Below are 25,132 nucleotides of genomic sequence, written 5' to 3' on the forward strand. Positions count from 1 at the left end.
TTGCCTGTGAAAGTATTACTCGCTGGTGTGGACTATACCGTGTTGATCATCTACCTTGTTGCCTTGTTCTCCTTTGGTTTTTACCTGGGCAAGGCCGGCCGGCAGGATATCTTCCTGGGTGGCCGTTCGCTGCGCTGGTGGCAGATCGGCTTTTCTATGTTCAGCGCCAACGCAGGCCCGACGATGCTCATCGGCATGACCAGCCTCGGTTTCTCCCACGGTGTGGTGGGCGCTAATTTCGAATGGCTGGCCTGGATATTCCTCTTGTTGCTGGCCATGTTCTTCCTGCCTAAATATCTCTCTGCAGGTATCAGCACTATTCCACAATATCTCCTGCACCGCTTTGGAAAAGGCGCGTATAATTTTCTCGTGATCTATAGCCTGGTGTCGATACTGGTGGTATGGCTGGGCAGCGCGCTGTATGCGGGCGGGCTGGTGATTTCGCAGGTGCTGGGATGCCACCTGCTATATGCCGTGGTGCTGATCGCCATGATTGCCACCAGTTACACGGCAGCAGGCGGTTTCAGGGCGGTGGTGCGTACAGGCATCTTTCAATCTGTCATCATCATCATCTCTTCGTTGGTAATGACGGTGCTGGCCTTCCTCCGTATGCAACGCGCGCCTGCCGCGGCGCATCCCTTGCCGCCGGATTTCTGGAAGCTCCTGCATAGCCCTGACGATCACGAATACTCCTGGATGGCCATACTGGCCGGTTACCCGGTGGTGGCTATCTACTACTGGTGCGCCGATCAAACGATCGTGCAGAAGCTGCTCGGCGCCAAAGACCTGCGGGAAGGGCAATATGGCGCGATGTTCATCGCGATGCTGAAGATCATCACACCGCTCATTTTCCTCTTGCCGGGTATGATCTGTTTTGTCCTGTATAGCGATATCACTACCGCCGACAATGCCTATATCACACTGGTGAAACAGCTGATGCCGGACGGCTTGCGCGGACTGTGCATTGCCGCGCTCATCGCGGCTTTGATCGATACCGTATCATCCGGTCTCAATTCATTCAGTACCGTATTTACGCTGGATGTGGTGGCGCAATTTACCCGCACCGATGAGCGTGCCCGCACGCGCATCGGGCGTGGGGTAACGGTGGCGGCAGCCTTGCTGGCCATCGGCGTAGCGGCGATCTTCATGTGTTCAGGCAAGGGCCTGTTCGAGATCACGCAAGGGATGGTGTCTATCCTTGCGCCGCCTTTATCAGTGGTATTTCTGGCGGCTATTTTCTGGAAGAAGACCAACAGAAGAGCCGTGATCACTACCTTATACGGTGGTGGTTGCAGCTGTTTGCTGATCGGCATCTGCTACCTCCTCAGCTTTCCCTACAAAGGTTTCTGGCCGCATTTCCTTGTGCTATCCGTTTATTTATTTGCCGGATTAGCAGCTTTATTGATAACTGTCACCCTGTGCACGTCACATTCAACCGTAGAAGATCACTTGCCGCCGGCAGCTGAAAACCTTGCTGGCGGCGCTTCACGGAAAGTGTGGATGGGATGGGCGATATTAGCGGTGGTGATGGTAATGATCTACCTGTTTTTGAAATAAATAAAAATGACGATGAGAACAGTTCTATGGATGGCTTTACTGGCTTGCCTTTGCAGCTGCGCTAAGCAAGGGGTGAAGCTGGAAGAAAAAGTTTTTGTGGTGAACATCATGCCGGGCGAGCAAGCATTGCAAACCTATCTGCACTATCATCAGCAGGTATGGCCGGAAGTAGAAGCCGGCTTCAAAAAAGCGGGCTATCAAAAAATTACATTATACCGTTACGAACATTTGCTGGTGATGAAGATCGTAGTGCCCGCCGGCGCTAACCTGCAACAGATGGGCAAAGTAGCGGAATCATATAGTCCGCGTTGTGTGGAGTGGAACCGCCTCATGGGACAGTTCCAGCAAGGCGTGGCCGGCACAAAGGCAGGAGAGACCTGGGTAGAAGCGAAGCCCTTCTACGAGTTTAAGCAGGAATAGCCGCGGCCTGGTCCTTGTAACGCTTTATGAAATCGCGCGGCGATACGCCTTTGATATCTTTGAAATGTTTATTGAAATTGGAGATATTGTTATACCCGCTCAGATAGCAGGCTTCGGCCACATTATGGCGCCCTTCCAGCAATAGTTTGGCGGCATGACCGATGCGCACTTCCTTCACAAAATCAATCAGCGTACGGTTGGTTTTTCGTTTGAAGAAACGGCAAAATGCGGCTGAGGACATGGGTATCAGGTCTGCTATATCCTGCAGCACGATCTCTTCCCTGAAATGGCGGAAGATATGATCAAACACTTTATTGATCTTGTTGGCTTCACCGGAATTTTCTACTGCATTGAAATAAGGGGAGGAGAGCACTTCCGCATGCGGCGACTGCGACAATACATCGAGCAATTGCAGCATCAGCGCAGCTCTCGTAAGACCGGAAGCATAGAGCATCTGCTTCATGATACTTTGCGCCTGTAATACTGTAGCGCCGCTGAACAACACGCCTTTTGCGGCTTTTTCAAATAATGAGTTGAGCTGCCTGGCTTCCGGTTTTTCCAGCAGCTGCCGCCCGAGAAAATCCGGGAAGAAGTGGATCACCGTAGCTTGTGACGGTTCCTGCGGGTCTATGACGTGATAATATTGCCAGCAATGCGGCAGGTAACTGCCCAGCAGCACCAGTTCTGTACCTTCAAAATCATGGATGTGATCCCCGATAAAACGTTTGCCACTGCAATTCTCCAGCAAGGCGATCTCAAAGTTCACATGTGATTTCAACGCTGTGTGTTTCCTGATCTCCAGGAATTCTGACCGGATGGTAAAGGATTGGTCGGCAGGGAACGTGAAATTCTCGTAGATGTACTGCATAGCTAAAAGTAATACTTATTTAGCATTCCACCCGGCAAAAAAAGTATAGGTATTGGTCAAATAAGGGGTTGTAAAGGCTTTGCGCAAGTTCGAAATTTACATCATTGCTACATGTACCGCGATCGAGTTGTTGGAGACGTCTTCGTATTCACCACCTATTACAATTCTAGCTATGAACCAATCTAAATTGCTCATGTCGATACTGGCATTGCTATGCCTGCTGTGTTACGTCAGCAGCGCCTTTTGCCAGAACAAGCAGGCTACTGCCATCAAAATTATTATCACAGATTCCACAAGAACAGGCCTCCCTGGCGCCACCATCATGGAGATAGGCGGCGCTGGCAAACACGCCGTTGCCGATAACAACGGTAAAGCCGAGATATTGGCGCCGCTCGGCTCCAGATTAAAAGTAAGCATGACGGGCTATCAACCTCTTACCATCATCGCCAGCAACACCGTGATGAATATTGTGTTAAAGCAAGTAACCTCCGACCTGAAAGACGTAGTGGTGCTGGGTTACGCCACACAAAAGAAATCCCTGGTCACCGGTTCTGTGGCTACCATGAAAGTGAACGAAGAACGCCGTGATGCGCCCACCACCTCCATGGCCACACTGTTGGCCGGTCAGATGCCAGGCGTCAACATCGGCACGCCTTCCGGCATACCCGGCACTATGGCCAGCATCAACATCAGAACCGCCAGCTCCTGGAACGGCCAGCCGCCGCTGTTCGTGATCGATGGCGTGATCAGCAGCGCAAATGATTTCAATAATCTCAGTCCTAACGAAGTAGATAATATATCCGTATTGAAAGATGCCGCCGCCGCCGCCGTGTACGGCTCCCGCTCTGCGGGCGGCGTAGTAGTGGTAACCACCATCCGCGGCAAGAGCGGCATCCCCAAGATCAGCTACTCTTTTAATACCGGCTTTGATAAACGCGGACGCAATGCGCCGCTCACCAGCGCCATCGAAACCGGCGAGATCTATAACCGCATCAATCCCAATTCCAATTCCATCTGGACAGCATCCGATTTCGATTATTTTAAAAAGATCAACAACGGATGGGGTTACAGCCAGCTGGATGCCGTATGGAAAGATCCTTATATCCGCACGCATAACCTGAACGTGAGCGGCGGTACAGACAAAGTGAAATATTTCGTGGGCGGTTCCTACACCAAGCAAGGCGGCACCATGACCAACCTCACCTATGAAAAATATAATGTACGCGCCAACCTCACCGCGCAGGTAACAGACAGCCTGCAATTGTTTGCCGGTCTGTCGCTCAATAACAACCTCACCTACGGCCCGCCACAGTCCTCAGTTTCCTATGATGTGAATGGCTTGTACCGCAAACAATTGTTATGGCAACCCGAGCAACCCGTATGGACGAAGAACGGCAACCCGATCGATTATGGCTGGATCGGTAACGTAGGCGCAGAAGCCAGAGGCGATGGCGGCTACCTGAAACAGAACTACCTGCAATCCGCCGTGAACCTGAAACTGACGTACCACGTGCCGCATGTGCCGGGATTATACGCCAGCGCGCAGTATAACAAAACCTATAACAATTACCGCAGCAAGTACTTCGAAACGCAATATAATATGTGGGTGATGAAGAATACGGGCGTAAGACAGATCAGTACAGATGATGCAGATGTGATCGCGTTCAAGAGATCATCGCAGATATCCAAGAACTTCCTGGAAGAAGATTATAACTGGTATAACTTCGGGCAGTATAATTTCCAGATCGGCTATGAGCAAAGCTTCCGGAAGCACCATGTGCAAGGCATGCTGATATATGAAGGCTATGAATACAAAAGTGGCGGCGTACAGGCAGGCCGCGATAATTTCCCGGTGTATCTCACCGATCAGTGGTGGGCTACCAGCACCGATCGTATCAATGGTTATGTTGGCGGCAGATCCGAGTTGACGAATGGCAGAAGATCATGGGTAGGGCAGGCCTTCTATGATTATGCCGGCAAATATCTCGCTACCTTCGCTTACCGTTACGATGGATCTATGAACTTTGCTTACGACAAGCGCTGGGGGCTTTTCCCCTCGGGCTCCGCAGGATGGGTGATCTCTGAAGAACCTTTCTTCAAACATATAAAATCGCGCGTCGATTTCCTGAAACTGCGCGCCTCTGTGGGCCTCACCGGCAATGACCTCGTTGGCGGATGGCAGTGGCAGCAATCTTATCAGAATGGCAACAGCGCCTACTTTGGCACCAGCCCTGCTACCAATGCCGGTATCACCTATGGCCCCATCGTGAATGAGAAACTTACCTGGGAAAAATCATTGAGCTATAATGCCGGTGTAGACGCGCATTTCCTGGATCATTTCAACGCCACGCTGGAATACTATAATGTGAAAACATATGATATCCTCGGTCAGCGTATCGCGGCAGTGCCGCCCACTTTCAGCCGTTCGCTGCCCAGCAGCAACTATGGCCAGATGCGGGCGCAAGGAATGGAGTTGGTGCTGGGATATGAAAATAAAGACCATGCAGTGAAATACTATGCCAATATCAATGCATCGTATGGCGGCGCTAAATATGTGATCAAAGATGAGAACATCACTTATCCCTATCAAAAAACAGTAGGGCATGCCACTAATATGATCGTAACGCGCGAAGCGATCGGTATCCTGCGCGACCAGGCCGCTGTAGACGCTTTCCTGGCGGCGCATCCGGGCTATACCTATTACGGCATCACGCCCAAACCCGGACAGATCGTATACCAGGATATCAGTGGTCCGAATGGTAAACCTGATGGTATCATCGACGATTGGGATTTGAAAGCGGTGAAGCCAAATAATAACCCGGTATACCTCGGCCTCAACTTCGGCGCTGAATGGAAAGGCATCTCCGTAAGCGCCTCTTTCAGCGGCAGAATGCACCAGTGGCGCTTTGTGAACAGCCTGGTTGATGGCAACGTGGAATGGAACCGAATGTGGGAAAAATGGTACACCGATGGATGGACGCCCACTAATACCAACGCTTCTCTGCCGATCCGTTATTCCGCCAATGATGATACGCGCCGCGTTACCAACGACCAGAGCACCTTCTGGCTGAAGAATGCCGCCTATCTCCGCCTCAGTTTCCTCAGCGTGGGCTATTCACTGCCGGGAAGCGTGGTTAAACACATCGGACTGCAAGGCGTAAAATTTTATTTCTCCGGCTCCAACCTGTTTGTGATCAGCAAATTCAACAAAGCGTTCTATGATCCGGAAATGGTGGACGGGTTCTCTTATCCCATTATGAAAACCTTCAACTTCGGCGCGCACATAACGCTCTAACATCTAAATGTAACAACTATGCGATCCAATAAAAGATATATACCGGTATTCCTTTGCGCTGTGCTGCTGGCGGGCATTACGTCCTGCCGCAAGGGGCTCGACTATGTGAACACAGGCAACCTGAATCCGGACAACGTCTGGAAAGACTCTACGATGATCAAAGCATTCCTCAGCGATATCTACGGCGGCCTGATGCCAGGATGGCCCTTTAACGGCGACAGATCCGATGAAGGCATCTCCACCGCTAAATCCCTTTCTGATTATTTAAGAGGGATCGTAACAGTGTCCACCACTACTTCCAGTCTTAATTACAACAGCATCGACAAGATCAATTTCTTTCTCGACAAACTGGCTACAGTTCCAGCCGGCGTGATAGCGGATGGCACCCGGCAACGACTGGCGGGCGAAGCACGCTTCTGGCGCGCATGGTCCTATTGGAATATGGTGAATGCAGTAGGAGGCGTACCGCTCATCCTGCACACACAATCTGCTGCCAATATCGATTCTCTGTTCGTGCCGCGCAACAAAACATCGGAGTGCATGGCGCAGATCGTAAAAGACCTCGACAGCGCCATCCTCGTGCTGCCCGGCGCTTACCCGGATGCAGACTATGGCCGCATCACCAAAGTGGCGGCCATGGCCTTCAAAGGAAGGGTATTGCTGCATTATGCCAGCCCGCTCTTCAATCCTTCCAATAGCGCCGCCCGCTGGCAGGCCGCCTACGACGCCAACAAAGCCGCAGTAGATTATGCCGTAGCGCAAGGATATATGCTCCATCCTTCTTACCGTAACCTCTGGTACCAGAAACAAAATAAAGAGGTGATCATGGTCAACCAGTTCTTCTATCCCAGTCACCCGAATAATTTCAACGGCATTCGCCCGGAACCCTTGACCAAAGACGCTTCCAACAATAACCAGCCTTTGCTGTCGCTGCTGCTGGCATTCCCGAAACGCGACGGCTCGCCCATGCAGTTCGATCAGAACCAGTTGTTGGCGCCCGCCTATAACGCACAGTTCCTCACGGATTTTTATACCAACCGCGATGATCGTTTCTATACGACCATCTTCGTTGGCGGTACCCCGTATCCCGCTCCCGACGAGCTTGCGCCGATATATGTTAAAGGAAACAGTTTCTGGAATGTATGGAGATATGATGCCGCCGGCAACCGTTATGTCAATATCCTCAATGTGATACATCCCGGTATGCCCGGCAATCCCGGTATTACCGGCTTCTTCGATCGCAAAGGCCTGGATACTACGGTGACAGCCGGTTTGGGCGGACAGGCACAGATCGACTGGCCCGAGATCCGCTTCGCCGAAGTGCTGATGAACTATGGTGAATGTGCCAATGAAATCAATAAACCAGCAGAGGCCTTGCAGGTGCTGAAGAACATCCGCCAGCGCGCCGGCATCAGCGCCAACGCTGATGGTAACTATGGCATCACCGCGGCCGCACAGGCAGATATCCGCGAAGCCTACATCCGCGAACGACAGGTGGAATTTGCCTTCGAAAATAAACGCTTCGGTGACCTCCGCCGCTGGAAACGCTTTGATATCCTCAATAGTCAGGGCGCCCGGCATGGACTCTATATCACCCTCAAAGACGGTATGATGGTATCGCCAACCGATAATATCATGAGCGCCGCCGTGAGAGCGAAGTTTACCGCTAATTATATCGATAACCTCGATGGCGATCCCGCATTCAAATTCAACCTGGACCTCCACCACTGGTTCTATGCCATACCGCCATCGCAGTTGTCGCAATCTAAAAATGTGCTGCAACAGAATATAGAATGGGGAGGATCTTTCGATCCATTACAGTAAGGATAATTATTTTTTATGATAAAACGACGGTTTATAACAGTGATGATGATGATGGCCTGCTGTCTGCGCGTAACCGCGCAGCAGAAGGCTTTTCAGACGGCATATGCCACCATCGCCATCAATGCGAAAGGAGAGATTATCTCGATCAAAGACAAGAAGACGAAGAAAGAATATTGTTTCTCCGGCAAGCCATCTGCTTTGCTAAGCCTCTATAAAGGCAAGGCCGTACTCCGGCCACAAGCCGCGCAGTTCAATGATGCGCGCCAGGAAGTGGAACTGCGCTACGACGGTAATATCACCGCAAGGGTCAGCGTGGCGCCCAAAGATCGCTACCTGAAACTACAGCTCATCAACATACAACATGGGGAAGGTGTTGACAACATCGTGTGGGGACCTTATAATACCACGATCGCTAAAACGATTGGCGAGATCATCGGGGTGGTGAGAGATGATCATTTCGCCATCGGTATGATGGCGCTGGATGATAACACCACCAGCGGGCCGCCAACTGATGGCGATATGCCCGTTACCTACTATTACATCCATTCCCCCGACCCGGTGAAATACCCGCTGCCACCGCATCTCAGGGAAGGACAAACTTTCAAGATCGGTGGCGATGGTACCAATGATATTGCCTTCTATTCACAGCCGGAAGAATATTTCCGCATGAACTATGGCAATGCCGCCTGGCTGGAGCCTGCCTTCGGTAGCGCTATCTGTATGCACGCCCGCAACCGCCGGAAAGAACAGATGATCCGCTTCCCGGTATTGCCCGATAACCTCGACGGTGGCTACAATTCCGCCCGTTACCAGCTGGTATTGCCGGTGGATGCGGATTTCAAAGGAAGCGCCGTTGCCCTGTATGCTTGTCCTGATTCATTAGGACTCCAGACAATAGAAAAAATAGTATTGAAAGAAGGGCTGCCGCATCCCACGATGGAAGGCAAATGGATCAAGGATCCGGCATCCTTCCGGACGGATATCGCCTGGTGGGGAACGCACGACAGTCTTGCATCCTATGCTGCGCAACTGGGCGTGAAAGCGGTGCAGGATGAGGGCTGGGGCGAATACTATCCCAATCCCGCTAATCGCTGGGGGCATAAAAAGATCAGCCTCAATAGCGCTGCGATGACGATTCCAGCCTTCGGCGCCGCCATGCAAGCCAAAGGTATCCGCTATGGCTTGCATACCCTTTGCGAATTTCTGCAACCGGATAATAACAGCGATGTAGCGCCCGTTCCCAGCGACAGTCTCGCCATCATGCAACGAACGGTGCTTACGCAGGCGATCAGCGTAGCAGATACGCTGATCCGTGTGGCAGATACCGCGTACTTCAACGAGTTTGGCGGATGGGAAGGCAATCATACCAATGTATTGAAGATCGGGAAAGAACTGATCGGGTACAATGGCATCACCACTACTTACCCCTATACCTTTCAGCAGGTGAAGCGCGGCCTTTACGGCAGCGCCAGGAGCGCGCACCAGGCCGGCGATACCATTGTGAAGCTGCAACCCAACTGCTACCGCGGCTTTGCGCCGGATATGCACCTGCAACAAAACTATGCCGCTTACTATGGCCGCTGGCTTACCGAAGGCGGTATGGACTATATCGATTTCGATGGCCTGGAAAGCTGCATCTATCAAGGTCACGGACAATATTCTTTCAAACAGTTCTTCCGGAAATTATTCGATACCTATCATCAAAACGGCGGCGTCTACCTTCGCGTGATGGGCTCCTGCGTGTATGAAGGCAACTGGCACTATATGAGCGTTTGCAATGTGGGCGGCGGCGATCATATGTTTGATCCTGTGCACAACAAATGGGGCATTGAAGGGAAAGATATGCGTTATGTGTTCGAGAGCAATTATTTCCCCGCTACATTTGGCATCATCAATTTCTCTCCCGCCTGGAGCTTATATGACGGAGAGAATTTACAGGCCAAGGCCATCGGCTGGAACGCCATGTACATGCTGGGTTTGAGCCAGGAAACAGTAGAGCGCAGCGGGGAGAAAGCCGCTTTCTTCGATGCTTTCCGCACCTGGGAAGATGCCAGGGCGGCAAACATATTCACGCCTGCACTCAAAGCCAAATTGAAACAGCTCGACCGCAAGTTTCACCTGGAAAAGCACGGTAAGGGCTATACGCTTTATACCCTGAAAGAAGACCGGCTGGAACAGTTGCCGCTGGATAGAAATGGCCAACAGTTGCAGCTCCCCGCCAAAGGAAAACTGCTGGAATGGTCTATACGACTGCATTTGCAGAAAGGCACAGTGGTAAATAAATTGATATTGAAAAATGGCAAGCGCGAGATCGTGATCGATCAGCCACTGACAGATAAACAATTCATTATCTGCAAACAGCATCAGTTATATATCGCTGATGCCAACCGTAACAGCCTGAGAGTGATCCTGCCGGAAGCCCTGGATGGCCTGACAGCCATCGAAGCTACATATAGCGGTAGTGGTGGCAGCATGGAATGGGTACGCACTACGATCGCATCAACAGAGAAAATATAATAGATAAGGCAGATGAGAAAGTACGGCCTCCTGGCCTTGTTAGGCATTAGCACGAGCGGCATGGCACAACGAGGTAGCGAAACGCTCCTCGAAGATTTACACGGCGCCTTGCGCGTGAGCGTACGGCATTTTAAGGGCACGGAACTGATAGCAATGCAGCAGTTGCCGGCTTCCGGTAACGGGCCATGGCGGCTGAAAATAGCCAGTACTCCGGTGAAGGACGGAGCGGACATTGAAATGGTATGTACGCTAACAGCAGGCGCCGCCTCGCAAACGGCGCTGGCAGTATCACTGGATTTCAGCCGGTGGAGCCCGCGTAACTATGTGCTGGCGCCGGCCATCGTGTACAATGGTAATCGCTACCGCGTGATCGGTAATGGTTACAACCCGCCATATCCGGCGGATATGTATTACAATCCTGCCGTGCCGCTCACCATCTCCAACAACCCGCAGCTGTCGCCCGATAGCGGGCAAGCTTCGTGCATCGCCCTGCAAACGGGCAATGCAGCTACGCCGGCCATTTGTTTCTTCGCGCCAGCGCAGCAAAAAGGCTTCATCTTGCTGACTACCCAGCAAACACGTTTTGGCAACAGCGGCCTTAATATCATGGAGAACGGCAGAAAGGACAGCTGTACCATAGAGATAACGGCGCCGGCTGTACGAAAACTGGCGGCCGGTTTCGGCGATTTTCACCCGAGCGGCGACCGGGCGCCCGACTGGCAGGCGGGCGACAGTGTAGCGCTGCATTTCCGGATGCTGGTATTCGATGCAGTCAATATTCCTGCCTTGCTGAACAAATTCATGCAGGTGCGTAAAGCATTGAGCGCGCCCAACGATCCGCGTAATATCCTGCCTATGAGCCAGGAGCTGCAATCTGCCGCTGCCATCTGCAAAGGCAATTTCGTGAAGGCGCCTGCCGGCAGCTATTACAAGCCGGAAAACAACAACGATTTTCAGTTAGGGTGGGTGAGCGGCATGATGAATACTTACCCCATGCTCGCGCTGAACGACGCAAAGGAAAGACAACATGTAGCAGAAGAGCTGGATTTTGTTGTTGCAAAATTACAGGGCAAGAGCGGCTACTTCTATGGCGGTATCACCGCTGATGGCGCGCTGCGCCCGGAAAAGATGAATCCTGCCTTTCCCGCTTTGCAGGCCATGGTAAGGAAGAATGGCGATGTGTTGTTCTGGCTCATGAAGCACTTGCTGCTGCTGAAGGCGCAGGGTTATGGCAATACTATCAAGCCGGCCTGGGAACAGGCGGCACAGCGGCTTGCAGCAGCCTTTGCCAACAGCTGGGAGGCACATCACGAATTTGGTCAGTATATCGCTCCGGAAACGGGGGAGATAGCCGTATATAATTCCACCGCGGGCGCCATTGTACCGGCAGGACTGGTCCTGGCTTCCCGCTACTTCCACGTCAGGAAATGGACGACGATCGCGCAAGATGCGTCCGCCTTTTATTACCTCCGTGATGTTGAAAAGCAGGGCCTCACAGGAGGCGACTGCGGGGATATTTCGCAGGATGCCAATTCTGAATCGGCATTCGCTTTCCTCGAATCGCTCATGGCCATGTATTACCACAGCAAGGACCGTCGATGGCTGGAGAGGGCCGAAACGCAGGCTGCCCTTTGTGCTACATGGACGCTTTCCTATGATCCTGTTTTTCCATCCGGTAGCGAGATACAGCGCCTGGGCTGCCATATGGCCGGCGCCGTATTTGCCAGCATTCAGAACAAACACGCCGCACCTGGTATCTGCACCTCTTCCGGCGACGCGCTCTTTAAATTATTCCGCGCCACCGGCAATCCTGCCTATGCCGCACTGTTGCGCGATATCCAGCATGCGCATGCCGAAGCGGTGAATATGCCCGGGCATCTCACCACACGCTACCTCACCGGTTCCTCCATGGAGCGTATCCAGCCCAGCGATGCAGAAGGGAAGGGCGCTACGGGTAATTTCATCAATACCCGCAACTCCTGGACAGAAACCAATGGCATGCTCATGGCGCTGGAGATTCCCGGTATTTATATCAACACCGATAAAAAAGAAGTATTTGTTTTTGATCATGTAAAAGCAAATATGTTGTCGGGAGATGCCCTTGGCATGGTGCTGTCGCTTACCAATCCAAGCGCCTTTGACGCCTCCGTGTCCGTGATGGCGGAAACATCGCGGCAGGCGGCGCTGCCACTGGATTATACGGCATTCGTGCATTGGCCGCATGTGAATGTGCCGGCAGGGCAAAGTATAAAGGTGCGCGTTACCCCACAAGGTATTGCTACTATAAGGTGAACCAATGATTAAGAGATACGAGCTCAAATCCTCCTGCGGTTCGCCCGCGGGAGGTTTTTTATTTTAAATTTTTCCGGCTCGTAAAAAAGTAATATGTTCGCACATATGAACAAAATACCATTGTTGGATCACGACAGCCGCACGCCTTTGCATCAGCAGGCGGAGGAGCAGCTGCGCAAACTGATCCGCGATAACCACTTCCGCGAAGGCGACCAGTTTCCGAAAGAAACAGACCTGGCCAAACGTTGGGGCATCTCCCGCAACACCCTGCGCATGGCCATCGCCAACCTGGTGAAAGACGGTTTGCTCGAACGCAGGAAGCGCTCCGGCACCACCGTGAAGAAAAAGAAGATCACCACAGACCTCAGCAGCTGGTACAGCTTCACGCACGAGATGGAAGATAAAGGCATCCCGTTTAAAACGCTCAAACACAAGGTGAGCACCGTGAAAGCCAATGCCGATACCGCAAAGCAATTACAGATCGCGCCCGCCACCGCCATCGTATGCCTCGAACGTATACGCAGCACCGGCAGGAAGCCGATGGTATATTTCGAATCTTTCTTCCATCCACGCACCGGCCTCAGTGAAGCTGATGATTTCAGTCGCCCGCTATACGAAATGCTGGATGCCGAACATCATATCGTACCGGTATACTCACAGGAAGAGATCAGGGCCATTGCCGCCAGCGAAAAGATCGCCGCATTGCTACAGATCACCAAAGGCGCGCCTGTACTGGAAAGAAGGAGGGTAGTGCTCGACGCGGGCAGAAAACCGGTAGAGTTCAACATCTGCTGGTATCGCGCCGATTGCTTTACTTATAGCATAGAGATCAAACGGCCACAATAAGAACAGTGAACAATGAATAAGTACCGTATCGGGATGGATGTGGGTGGCAGCCATATCAGCGCGGCGCTGACAGGCATCAGCGGGCATAGCGTTACGCGGCCGGTCAACAGTCATGCGGATGCTGCCACTATTGTGGAAACCATAAAAGATTGTATCCATACGCTGCTGGCGCCCGGCTACCCGGTAAGCAGCGTTGGCATTGCCTTCCCCGGCCCTTTTAATTATGGAAAGGGCGTAAGCGCCATCAGCGGCGTAGGCAACAAATTTGAAAAAACTTTCGGACTGCACCTGAAAGCCGCACTGGAAGCCGCTTTTAATAACCGCTTCTCCATAGGCTTCGCCAACGATGCCCATTGCTTTGCCGCCGCTTGTCATGAAGCAATGCAGCTCGGCAACGCGCGCTGTATCTTCCTGACGCTGGGAACCGGCTTCGGCTCTGCATTCTACGCCGATGGCCAGCTGCTGCACGCGCATCCCGACATACCCGCACAGGCAGCTTTTTATTGCGAGCCATTTAAAGAAGGGATCGCTGATGATTACTTCTCCACCCGCTGGTTCCTACAGGCATTTGAGAGGATGGCAGAAGAAAAGGTGGCCTCCGTGAAAGAGCTGGTAACAGCACATCCACCAGCAGCGGCGCAGCTGTTTGATACCTTTGCGGCCAACCTTTGCGCATTCCTGCAACCATGGATCGAAAGGTTCCGCTGCGATACCCTGGTGATCGGCGGCAGCATCGCAAAGGCGCAACACCTCTTCGCTCCGCAGCTACGGCGGCATCTGCACACACAAATAATTTTTACGGACGATACAGAACAGCTGATCATAAATGGCGCAGGCATGATACCAACAGCACAAACAACGCAACAAACGCATTTCAGGAAAACCAACCAGCCCTTGCTGCCGGTGCACAAAACACCGGCCGGCGGCTATGATATCTTTCCCTCTTTTCATACGCCACAAGCGATCTATAGCGGATTCGATACGCTCGCCGCGCAGATCGCCCATGCAAAATATGTTGTGATAGACGGCTACGGCGGCGTGCTGTGGGAGCCTTTCCGCACACGGCTCGGCGCCGCCTTGCAGCAACAAGGCCGCACCGCTTATTGGTACGATGTGAGCGCCTGCCTGAAACCCGCTGCCAGCATAGACGAGATGCTGCAAGCATCGCTCAATGGCGATGATCCCGTATTCGGGAAAAAATTCACCGGCACGCTCCGCGATTTTTTTGACACGTCTAAGCTGGGCATGTTACATGCGGATGAAGCAGCTGATATCAATATCGTCTATGGTACCGGCGCCGCGCTGAGCGGCTGGGATGGCCTGCTCATCTATCTCGATGTGCCCAAGAATGAAATACAGTACCGCATGCGCGCAGGCAGCATCACCAACCTGGGGGCTGCCGCTGCGGATGATCCGGTGCAGATGTATAAACGTTTTTACTTCGCCGACTGGCCCGCGCTCAATGAGCACAAAGCCGGCCTCTTGCCCGAAATAGCTTTCATTGTAGACGAACAACGTGTGCACGATATCACCTGGACCACCGGCGCCGCTTTCCGCGAAGCGCTGGAAGCTATGCTGCATCAGCCTTTCCGGGCGCGCCCCTGGTTTGAAGCCGGCGTATGGGGCGGCCAGTGGATGAAACAACATCTCGCCGGGCTCGACCCGCAATCTCCCAATTATGCCTGGTCTTTCGAATTGATCACACCTGAAAATGGCATCGTGCTCGAACACGATGGTATCTTGCTGGAAACCTCTTTCGATTTCCTCCTGTACCACGATCATCAAAAGCTGCTCGGCAAAGCCGCTGCCCGCTTCGGTGCTGCCTTCCCGATACGTTTCGATTTCCTCGATACCTTCAACGGCGGCAATCTCTCCATACAATGCCATCCACGTACGGAATATATCCGTGAACATTTTGGAGAGTCGTTCACGCAAGACGAAACTTATTACATCCTCGATTGCGCACCGGATGCGGAAGTGTATCTCGGCTTCCAGGAAAACATCGATCCGCAGCAGTTCCGGCAGGCGCTGGAAGATGCGCAGGAACGCAGCATCCCGCTGGCGGCGGAGCAATATGTGCAGGTGCATCCGGCACAAAAACATGATCTTTTCCTGATCCCCAACGGCACCGTACATGCTTCAGGAAAAAATAACCTGGTGTTGGAGATCAGCAGCACGCCTTACATTTTCACTTTTAAAATGTACGACTGGCTGCGGCCCGGCCTTGATGGAAAACCACGTCCCATCAATATTACGCACGCTTTCAATAACCTGTATTTCGACCGCAAGGGAGAGAAAGTAAAGCAGGAACTGATAGCTAAACCGGAAACGGTAGCTACCTGGGAACAAGGGCGCAAAGTGCATTTGCCTACGCACCCGGTTCATTTTTATACGGTAGACCGCTACGAATTTACCGGCAGCATAGCGATACCTACCAATGGTCAATGCCACGTTTGTATGCTGGTAGCAGGCGATGCGGTAAGGGTGCATACGCCGGTATCTGATGAAATATTCCACTTTGCAGAAACATTCGTGGCGCCGGCATCGGCGCCCGTGTACAACGTTCACTACGAAGGGCAAGGCAAGGCCTTTCTGGTAGTGGCTTACGTGAAAGACGAATGTTGCTGATGATATGAAAAACTGAACTTATGACATCATCTGTCCGCAACGCCCGGTACCTGCGGTTACTAACGTTTACGGCTACACTGGGAGGCTTTCTTTTCGGCTTTGATACCGCGGTGATCTCCGGCGTGATCCCTTATGTACGGGTACTGTATAACATGGATGCCTTGCTGGAAGGCTCTTTCGTGGGATCGGCGCTGGCGGGTTGTATCCTCGGCGTATCCATGAGCGGATGGATGGGCAACCGTTTCGGACGGCGGCCGGTGATGTTGTTGTCGGCGCTGTTATTTGCTTTGTCGGCCATTGGCTGCACCTTCGCAGGCAATGCCTATAGTCTTATCTTTTTTCGGCTGATCGGCGGCATCGGCATCGGTGCGGCATCTGTGATATCGCCGATGTACATATCAGAGCTGGCGCCGCCTTCGCTGCGTGGCAGGATGGTCACCTATTATCAGCTGGCCATCACTATCGGTATACTCGCGGCTTATTTTTCCAATGCGATGATACAACCGTGGAGAGATAGCGAGGAGTATTTTTTATTCAGAGATGAGATATGGAGATACATGTTTGCCGTAAGCGCGATACCCGCATTGTTGTTCCTGGTGATGAGCGGCATGATCCCTGAAAGCCCGCGCTGGCTGGCCATGCAGGGTAACTACGCTGCGGCGCAGGCGATCACGGCAAAGATCTCCGGGCCGGAAGCAGCCATCGAAGAAATGGCGATGATCCGCAGTTCTTTGTCGGTAGCGCAAGTGAAACTGAAAGATATGTTCAGCGGCCATTACCGGCAAGCCTTGCTCGTCGGCATACTGCTGGCGGCCTTGTCGCAGTTCAGCGGCATCAACGCCGTGATCTACTACGGCCCTTCGCTGCTGGAACAGGCCGGCTTCGGGCTGGGACAGGCATTGGGCGGACAGGTCACCATCGGCATTGTGAATATGCTGTTTACCCTGGTGGCTACGTATAGTATTGACCGTTATGGCCGTAAACCTTTGCTGCTATGGGGGATCGGGGGAGCGGTGCTGTCGCTGCTGGCTACCGCAGCTTTGTTTGCCGGTCACCTTGCCAGCGGCTGGCTGGTGCTGCTGCCTATCATGACTTTCATCGCCTGCTTTGCCTTTTCGTTTGGTCCTGTTACCTGGGTGATCATCAATGAAATATTCCCGGTAAGGGTGCGCAGCGGCGCCATCGCGATAGCGACGATGAGCCTGTGGATCGCCAACTGGATCGTAGGCCAGTTCTTCCCGCTGTTGCTGCTGCATGGCGGCCCGGCGCTTACCTTCCTGCTGTTTGCCGCATGCAGCGCCTTCGCCTTCTGGCTGTCGTGGAAAAAAATACCTGAAACTAAAGGAATGCCACTCGAAGAGATCAGTGGAGTGGCATCATAAAATAAAAACGCTGTGTTATGAAAAAATATTTGCTGCTCGCCATCAGCCTGTGCTATGGTTTGCTGTGCCGTGCACAAATGGAAGTGCCCTACCTCGGGAAGATCAGCTGGCAGGCGGGCTACGCGCGCGATATCAGCGGCGAAATCATCAACTATACATCGGCCTATCCGCATTATGCCGCCAGCGCATTGCTGGTACGCTGTACCGACGGCAATAAAACGATGGCCTGGGAAACCGCGCCGGTGGCGGCATCCGGCAAGGATAAATATATTTATTTCAGCTGGCTGGCATCGCACTCCAGTGGTAGCAGCAGCGGCCAGCGCGATTTCGATCTTTATGTCAATGACCAGAAATTGTTGACTTTTTCAACCATTCCGAACAATGAAAAACCGGTGTGGACCTTTGCCGCGCCAGACAGTTCACGCCTGGTTTTTGTGCAGCTGCGCCAGGATGGCGGCCGCGATGCACATGGCCAGGCATTTTTACGCCTGCCGGCAGATAAATACCCTGCCGGCAAACCACTGAGATTGAAGGTCACCGGTCATGCCCAGCAGAGCAACGACTGGTACATGACCTTCCGCTTCGATGGCAAAGAAAAGCTGGATGTGGCGCCTGTACCGTTTTTGCTGCGCAACGGTCAGCAGCCGTTGGCCATCACCGTTTTACGTTTCGGCGGCCCGCAGGAACTGAAAGTGCAGATAGGGCAGCAGCAGTTATCTTTCACCCTGCAACATGGCTTCAACCGTTTTGAAGTACCAGTGGCCGTATCCGGCAAAACCGACAGCATCCACGTACAAGCCGGCGCCGGCAAGGATCTCAGGCTGGACCGCTATGTAATAATGCAGCCCGTCACTCCGCGCACCATCTGGCTGCTCCATCATTCCCATACAGATATCGGTTATTCGCACCTTCAGCCCGAAGTGGTGAAGATCCATAATAAAGATATTGATGATGCACTGGCGCAGATAGACCGTACGCGGAATCTCTCGCCGGCAGCGCGTTTCAAGTGGAACATCGAATCCCTGTGGGTGGTAGAGAACTATCTCTCGCAAGCATCTCCCGCGCAAAAAGAAAAATTTATACAGGCAGTGAAATCAGGCAGCATCTGCCTCTCTGCCATGTATGCCAATATGCTCACGGGTTTGAGCGAACCCGAAGAACTGTTCCACTACACCGACTATGCCGCCAAGCTGCGTAAAGACTATGGCCTGGATATCAGCAGCGCCATGATCTCCGATGTGCCTGGCTACACCTGGGCTACGGTGGCGGCGCTGGCGCATGGCGGCGTGAAATATTTTTCCAGCGGCGCCAATGAAACCGATCGTATCGGTCATTTCCTCCGCGATATGGGCGACAAGCCCTGCTGGTGGGTATCGCCTTCCGGCCAGGAGAAAGTGCTGTTCTGGGCCGCCGGCAAAGGCTATTCCAACTGGCACGGCTGGGAAGGCATCGCCAATGGCCATAATAACCAGGATGCGGCGCAGAAAATAGCCGCTTACCTGCGTGAGCTGGACCAGAAAAAATATCCCTACGAAATGGTGCAGTGGCGTTTCAATATCCATGCGGACAATGCCCCGATAGATACCACCGTAGCGGATTTCGTGGAAAGCTGGAATCAAAAATACAGCTCTCCCAAACTGGTGCTGGGCACTACCGCCGACATGTTCCGCGAATTTGAACAACGTTATGGCAAAACGATCCCCGAGATAAAAGGAGATATTACGCCTTACTGGGAAGATGGCGCAGTATCCACCGCGAAAGAAGAGGGGCAGAACCGGGTGAACAGCCTGCGCCTGCAACAGCTTACCACGCTCTACGCCATGCTGGCGCCAGGGCTGTATGATGCAGATAAATTCTATCATGCCTGGCGCAATGTGATCATGTTCAACGAACATACCTGGGGCGCGTATTGCAGTATCTCGGCGCCGGATATTTCTTTCACCACAGAACAATGGCGCATCAAAAAGCAGTTCATGGAAGATGGCGACAAGCTCACCAATGAACTGGAGCACGCCCTGCTACAACCCTTGCAGGACGAGGCTTCCGGCACGGTGGCAGTGATCAACAGCGCTTCCCGTGCGCGCAGCGGCCCGGTATTTTTTCATTCTGCGGTGAAAGGTAATAGCGTTACCGATAACAAAGGCACGCGCTATCCTTTACAACGCCTGCAAGATGGCCGCTATGTATTTATTGCCAAAGACGTACCTGCTTTATCAACGGCCGTTTACAAAATAACGTTACCGGCTATACGTAGCACGGCTGCCGTTACCATGCCCAATGATACTACCATGGCCAATGCGCAGCTGCAGGTATCCTGGAGCCCGCACAACGGCAGTATCAGCGAGCTGAAAAGGCGCGATGGCGGCAACGTTGCCGGCCGCTTCAATGGCGGAGGCCTCAACAGCTACTGGTATGTGCCTGGCCGCGATCCGGCTGCCGCGCAAGCGGCCCTTGCGTTCAGCGCCAGCGTGGCAGAGAAAGGCCCGGTGATGACCACCATCATGCTGAAAGGCGCTGCGCCCGGCGCCAATAGCCTGGAGCAAAGGATCACTTTATTTGCCGATGGCGGCGCTGTTGAGATAGAAAATGTCATTGACAAAAAAGGCGTGCGCAGCAAAGAGGCGGTGCATTTTGGCTTTCCCTTCCTGGTGGAACATCCCGGCGTATATGCCGATGCGGGCTACGGCGTAATGCGCTACCCGGAAGATCAGCTGCCAGGCTCCAATGCGGAGTTTATCAGCAGCCGTCGCTGGCTGGATATCGCCAACGAACAAAATGGCGTGCAGCTGCTGTTCAAGCAAACGCCCATGCTGGAGCCCGACTCCATGATCGATGAAAGTCGCCTGGGCAATGGCGGCAAGATATGGAAGGAAAGTGGGCGGTCGCCCGCCACCGCCACCTGGTTCAGCTATGCGATGAACAACTACTGGCATACGAACTATAAAGCAGATCAGCCAGGGCCGGCCGTTTTCAGCTATGCGCTGCGTCCGCATGCAGCCTTTGACTATACGGAAACGGAATATTACGCTAACGACTATACGCAGCCGCTGGTAGCCATTCCCTTACGTAATGGCGCGCAGCTGCCGGGGCCTTTGTTGTCATTGAGCAATAACCGTATCGTTATTACCAGCATTACGCCGGAGAAAAATAGTTATATGGTACGGCTCTACAATCCTGACCAGCAGCCGCAGGAAACGGAGGTGAAATGGAAAGGAGGAACGGTGAATATTGTCCGCTTGCCATCGATGGGCATCACGGAGATGCATATACGTTACTAACAGTGTACCAATGAAGCGCTTTATCTTATTGCTGCCAGCCTTGCTGGCAGCTTTTTCAGCATTTGCACAATGGGCGCCCGACAGGGGCAACGGCACTTTCGTAAACCCGCTGATGTGGGGCGATTGGCCCGACCCGGATATCATCCGGGTAAATGATCAATTCTATTTTATCTCCACCAGTATGCATTATGTGCCTGGCTGCCCCATCGCGGTATCGAATGACCTGGTGAACTGGGAGATGGCGGGTTATGCCGTGCCCCGCTATGACGAAGATCCGCGCTATGATATGCAGGGCGGAGACATGTACCTGGCGGGCTCCTGGGCGAGTACCATCCGTTACCATAAAGACAGTTTCTATGTAGGTTTCTGTACACCGGGAAAAGACGGGCAAAAAGGTAACTTCTCCATCTGCACCGCTAAAAATGTACAGGGCCCCTGGACCAGGACCATCTTCCCGGAGTTTATGTACGATCCCGGCCTTTTCTTTGATGAAGATGGAAAGGCGTATGTAGTACATGGGCAGCAAACCCTTTACATCACGGAGTTGCAGCCCGATGCCCGCTCGGTGAAAACGCCACAGCGCAAGATCTATGAGAACCCTGGATACCCTTACCTGGAAGGTTCCCATCTCTATAAAATAAATGGTAAATATTATATCCTCGGCACTACCGGTGGTACGAAAGGCCGGCAGGTATGCCTGCGCGCGGATAATATCTATGGTCCTTATGAATCAAAAGTAGTGATCCGTGATGATCATACTTATCCCGGCAATTACCTGCACCAGGGCGGCATGGTGCAATTGAAGAATGGCAGCTGGTGGTTCATCATCATGCAGGACCGCGGGCCAATTGGCCGCGTGCCCAACCTGGAACCGGTTTTCTGGGAAGAGGGCTGGCCCATGATCGGCAAAAACGGCAAAGGTGTGGATACCTGCGCCAAGCCCGATGTAGGCGGCAGTTTCCCGCTGAAGATACCCGCTAGCTCTGATGAATTTGATCAGCCGGAGTTGGGCCTGCAATGGCAATGGAACCATAACCCGGATAACCGCCGCTGGTCGCTCCGCGAGCATCCCGGCTATTTGCGCCTGCATGCATCTCCGGCCGCCAGGCTGGCCGGTGCGCGCAATACCCTCACCCAACGCGTGGAAGGCCCTTACTCCGAAGGTACCGTTGAAATGCATGCCGATGGCTTGAAAGATGGCGATGCAGCGGGTTTCGGCGTATTTCAATTCCCTTATGCCTATGTAGCGATTCAACAAGCCGGCACACAACGCCGGCTCGTGATGGTGAACAATGACAGTACCATTACCGCGATGCCTTTCAAAGGCAGCAAGATATGGCTACGGGCAAGTATATACGAAAAAGACTTCAGCGCTGCTTTCTCTTATAGTACGGACGGCCGGCATTTCGTCTCCATCGGCAACCGGCTGCAAATGGGGCTGGGCCTGGATTGGACGGCCAACCGCTTTGCCCTCTTTAATTTCAACAGCAAGGGCAGCGGCGGCTATGCCGATTTTAACTGGTTCAGGCGGGAGCGCCGGAAATAAAAACGTATATTACCAGTAAACCATGGTCATATGAAGTTCCTTTCACTCCAACCTTTTGTGCCCTCCGGTCCTGATTACGACAAGTCAAAGCAGCTGTTTCAGGAGCTGGGATTCAGCATCGCCTGGGATGCGGGCGACCTGACCGCATTTGAGAAAGATGCTTGCAGCTTTATCCTGCAACGTTATGATGATGAAAAATTTGCCAGCAACCTGATGATCAGTGTTGGCGTAGAGGATGCGGAGGCGTTCTGGAAAGATGTGACAGACCGGAAACTGCCGGAAGCCTTCGGCATCAGGATCAGCGGGCCGAAGCAGCAGCCTTATGGCATCGAAGTAAATATCATCGATATCGCCGGCGTATGCTGGCATTTTATACAGTGATATCTCAGCAATTGAACTGCCGGAGATGATGATCTGCATGTTTGTAGATCATCCGTCCAATCTGTTCTCTCTCCATCTTTCCAAAAAATGGATGTATAAATCCCTCATTGGAAAAGTGCGCATGCGATTCGATTAAACGCATCCAGGCCCTTTTCTCTCTTTCGATATCCGGTGCGCCGGCGCCTGTTACGATCAGCTCCGGCGCACTGATGGCATTGCGTGGCAAAGGATCATTTTTTTGGAAGAGACTGCGCATGGCCATCTTGCCGAAGAGGTAACCCATGAATATCCGTTTTGTTTTCAATCTGCCAACCACCATCTCCTCCCATAAGCGGCAGTGCATCAGCATCTGCCGTACATTCATCTTGCCCCACAAAGGGAGACTGTTTTCATGCAGCTGTTCAATGCGGATCAGGAGCTGTTCGCGCATCGCTGGATCGAAGGCTGTTTTCATGATTAGCTTAATTGTGCGAGTGAGAACCAGTTGCCGGAATCATCTTTGAAGATGGCTTCCAGGCCATAAAATTCTTTCTTGGGCGCCTTCGTAAATTCCACGCCTTTGGCGCTCAGTTCTTCATAGGTAGCGTAAATATCGCGGCAGGTGAAAATACCGATGCCGAAAGTGCCTTTGGATACGAGGTCGCGCAGCAGGGTCACCATCTCTTTACTGAACATGCCTTCCATGATGGGCATCAGTACGATCTGGAAATCCTGCATATCCGGCGGGCATACGGTGAGCCAGCGGTGTTCTTTGTTCATGGGCAGATCGGTGATAACCCGGAAGCCGAGCTTGTTGACATAGAAATCATGTGCGCTGTCCTGGTCGAGTACATACAGGCTGGCGTGCGTCATACTGGTGATCATAGTGCGTATGTTTTTTTGTTTACACAAAGAACCGCCATTGGCGTCATTTCCATTTCTTCAAAATTGCTATTCTTTGAGCCAGCCGTTCTTGTAGGCGAAGCAGGCGGGCACGAAAGAGAGCGGGGATTCAAGCATCTGCGATTTACGCCTGTCCTGCTGCGCGAGGTATTGAGAAGGAGTGAGGCCCTGCATACGTTTGAACAGCCCGCTGAAAGAGCTGATGCTTTCAAAGCCCACGGTATAGCAGGTGTCGGATACGCTATGGCCGGCCTTCAGCAGTTCCAGGGCTTTTTCCATCCGCACCGTGATCAGGTATTGATGGGGTGTTTGACCATAGATGCTTTTGAACTGACGGATGAAATGGAATTTGGAGAAGCAGGCTTCATCGGCGATGTTATCCAGGTCGATAGGTTCCGCAAAATGCGCATCGATGAAGAGTTTGGCCTGCACCAGCCTGCGATAGAAATATATTTTGGGATACTGTTCCTGCATAAGGCAAAGATACCCATTGCCCCTCGCTCCTGCGAGGGGTGATTGTGACGAACAAGCGGGGGGAACGGGCTATTTTCAGATCAGCAAACTGCCTTCCAGTATGATCACTGCCTGCGCAATGAGCAATACTTTATCGTCTTTTACTTCCAGCTGCATGGCGCCGGTGCGACTGGACGATTGAAAGGCGCGCAAGGAGTTTTGCTGTAATTTCTCTGCCCAGTAGTTGGCCATGAAAGTTTGTACGGCGCCTGTTACCGGATCTTCGTCAGTGCCTGCCCATGGCCAGAAGTAGCGGTAGTGATAATCATAATTGCCATCCTTTGCCGGGGCGGTTACCAACACGCCAGCGATGCCGGAATAGGACTGCACCAGCGCCTGGAAATCGGGTTGCAGGGCGGCCAGTTTTGCAGTGTCGCCGATCTCCAGCATAATAATATTGTTCTCTGCATTGTACCTGGCATTCGTTACTGCATCTATACCCAGCGCAGACAGCATTTCGGCGGGCGCCGTGGCTGCCGTGGTCTGGTACACCGGGAACTCCATGATGATCTCCTCTCCCTTGCGGCGAACGAGCAAGTCGAGGTGCCCGCCGGTGATGAAGTGCAGCGTGGTTTCATGGTGATCCCGGAAGATCACTTTGGCGGCCGACAACGTTGCGTGGCCGCATAAAGGGATCTCCTGTTTGGGAGAGAAATAACGGATATGATAAACGCCCGGTTGCGCGCCGGGGTGTACGAAAGCGGTTTCAGAAAAGCCGAACTCGCGGGCGATATCCTGCATCCTGGCGGCATCCTGCGCATCCGCTGAAAGGCATACTCCTGCCGGGTTTCCTTTGAATGCGGCAGTAGTGAAAGCATCTACAAAAAAGGTCTTCATCCGCTGAAGGTAAAACAAAAAATCAGGAGCATTGATATGCCCCTGATTATTTTTCTGATCTATGCC

At 52.7% G+C, this 25,132-nt stretch carries 17 protein-coding genes; 12 read left to right on the forward strand and 5 right to left on the reverse strand.

Features of this window, described 5'->3' with window-relative positions:
* Window positions 1-6 precede the first annotated feature (6 nt).
* Entirely contained in the window at window positions 7-1,557 is a 1,551-nt protein-coding gene (locus FPG75_RS06495) for an SLC5 family protein (RefSeq protein WP_143305954.1), read from the forward strand.
* Window positions 1,558-1,569: 12 nt separating this feature from the next.
* Window positions 1,570-1,977 carry an L-rhamnose mutarotase gene (locus FPG75_RS06500; protein ID WP_161596695.1) on the forward strand — a complete coding sequence of 136 codons (408 nt, stop codon included), beginning with the start codon at window positions 1,570-1,572 and terminating at the stop codon, window positions 1,975-1,977.
* Here the strand turns inward: FPG75_RS06500 and FPG75_RS06505 are convergent.
* Window positions 1,964-2,845 (reverse strand): AraC family transcriptional regulator, encoded by an 882-nt coding sequence (locus tag FPG75_RS06505; protein ID WP_143305956.1) that lies wholly within the window; start codon window positions 2,843-2,845, stop codon window positions 1,964-1,966. The genes FPG75_RS06500 and FPG75_RS06505 overlap by 14 nt on opposite strands.
* A gap of 172 nt (window positions 2,846-3,017) precedes the next feature.
* On the opposite strand from FPG75_RS06505, the gene FPG75_RS06510 reads away from it, so the two are divergent.
* The 10 genes from FPG75_RS06510 (at window position 3,018) to FPG75_RS06555 (ending at window position 22,834) form a co-directional block, all read left to right on the forward strand.
* Window positions 3,018-6,140, forward strand: a complete 3,123-nt coding sequence (locus tag FPG75_RS06510) for a SusC/RagA family TonB-linked outer membrane protein (RefSeq protein ID WP_143305957.1) — start codon at window positions 3,018-3,020, stop codon at window positions 6,138-6,140.
* Window positions 6,141-6,158: 18 nt separating this feature from the next.
* Window positions 6,159-7,964, forward strand: coding sequence for a RagB/SusD family nutrient uptake outer membrane protein (locus tag FPG75_RS06515; RefSeq protein WP_143305958.1), 1,806 nt, complete (start codon window positions 6,159-6,161; stop codon window positions 7,962-7,964).
* A gap of 15 nt (window positions 7,965-7,979) precedes the next feature.
* On the forward strand, window positions 7,980-10,481 hold the full coding sequence (locus tag FPG75_RS06520) for a hypothetical protein (protein ID WP_143305959.1): 2,502 nt from the start codon (window positions 7,980-7,982) through the stop codon (window positions 10,479-10,481).
* Window positions 10,482-10,493: 12 nt separating this feature from the next.
* Window positions 10,494-12,773, forward strand: a complete 2,280-nt coding sequence (locus tag FPG75_RS06525; protein ID WP_143305960.1) for a hypothetical protein — start codon at window positions 10,494-10,496, stop codon at window positions 12,771-12,773.
* A gap of 105 nt (window positions 12,774-12,878) precedes the next feature.
* Window positions 12,879-13,619, forward strand: a complete 741-nt coding sequence (locus FPG75_RS06530) for a GntR family transcriptional regulator (protein WP_143305961.1) — start codon at window positions 12,879-12,881, stop codon at window positions 13,617-13,619.
* Window positions 13,620-13,631: 12 nt separating this feature from the next.
* Window positions 13,632-16,247, forward strand: coding sequence for an ROK family protein (locus tag FPG75_RS06535; RefSeq protein ID WP_143305962.1), 2,616 nt, complete (start codon window positions 13,632-13,634; stop codon window positions 16,245-16,247).
* Window positions 16,248-16,267: 20 nt separating this feature from the next.
* Window positions 16,268-17,629 (forward strand): sugar porter family MFS transporter, encoded by a 1,362-nt coding sequence (locus tag FPG75_RS06540; protein ID WP_143305963.1) that lies wholly within the window; start codon window positions 16,268-16,270, stop codon window positions 17,627-17,629.
* Between the two features lie 17 nt (window positions 17,630-17,646).
* Entirely contained in the window at window positions 17,647-20,907 is a 3,261-nt protein-coding gene (locus FPG75_RS06545; protein WP_143305964.1) for a glycoside hydrolase family 38 N-terminal domain-containing protein, read from the forward strand.
* Between the two features lie 10 nt (window positions 20,908-20,917).
* Entirely contained in the window at window positions 20,918-22,453 is a 1,536-nt protein-coding gene (locus FPG75_RS06550; RefSeq protein WP_143305965.1) for a glycoside hydrolase family 43 protein, read from the forward strand.
* A gap of 30 nt (window positions 22,454-22,483) precedes the next feature.
* Window positions 22,484-22,834 (forward strand): VOC family protein, encoded by a 351-nt coding sequence (locus FPG75_RS06555; protein WP_143305966.1) that lies wholly within the window; start codon window positions 22,484-22,486, stop codon window positions 22,832-22,834.
* A 4-nt stretch (window positions 22,835-22,838) separates the two neighbouring features.
* On the opposite strand, the gene FPG75_RS06560 is transcribed toward FPG75_RS06555, so the two are convergent.
* The 4 genes from FPG75_RS06560 to FPG75_RS06575 form a co-directional block, all read right to left on the reverse strand.
* Complete coding sequence (locus tag FPG75_RS06560) at window positions 22,839-23,288, reverse strand: DUF1569 domain-containing protein (RefSeq protein ID WP_143305967.1); 450 nt, start codon at window positions 23,286-23,288, stop codon at window positions 22,839-22,841.
* A 2-nt stretch (window positions 23,289-23,290) separates the two neighbouring features.
* Window positions 23,291-23,698 carry a VOC family protein gene (locus FPG75_RS06565; protein ID WP_143305968.1) on the reverse strand — a complete coding sequence of 136 codons (408 nt, stop codon included), beginning with the start codon at window positions 23,696-23,698 and terminating at the stop codon, window positions 23,291-23,293.
* A 66-nt stretch (window positions 23,699-23,764) separates the two neighbouring features.
* The gene (locus FPG75_RS06570) at window positions 23,765-24,190 is read right to left on the reverse strand and encodes a helix-turn-helix domain-containing protein (RefSeq protein ID WP_143305969.1); all 426 of its coding nucleotides are present in this window, start codon (window positions 24,188-24,190) and stop codon (window positions 23,765-23,767) included.
* A gap of 75 nt (window positions 24,191-24,265) precedes the next feature.
* The gene (locus FPG75_RS06575) at window positions 24,266-25,066 is read right to left on the reverse strand and encodes a PhzF family phenazine biosynthesis protein (RefSeq protein ID WP_143305970.1); all 801 of its coding nucleotides are present in this window, start codon (window positions 25,064-25,066) and stop codon (window positions 24,266-24,268) included.
* Window positions 25,067-25,132: the final 66 nt, after the last annotated feature.

It is taken from the genome of Chitinophaga vietnamensis (assembly GCF_902167635.1).
Classification (GTDB): domain Bacteria; phylum Bacteroidota; class Bacteroidia; order Chitinophagales; family Chitinophagaceae; genus Chitinophaga; species Chitinophaga vietnamensis.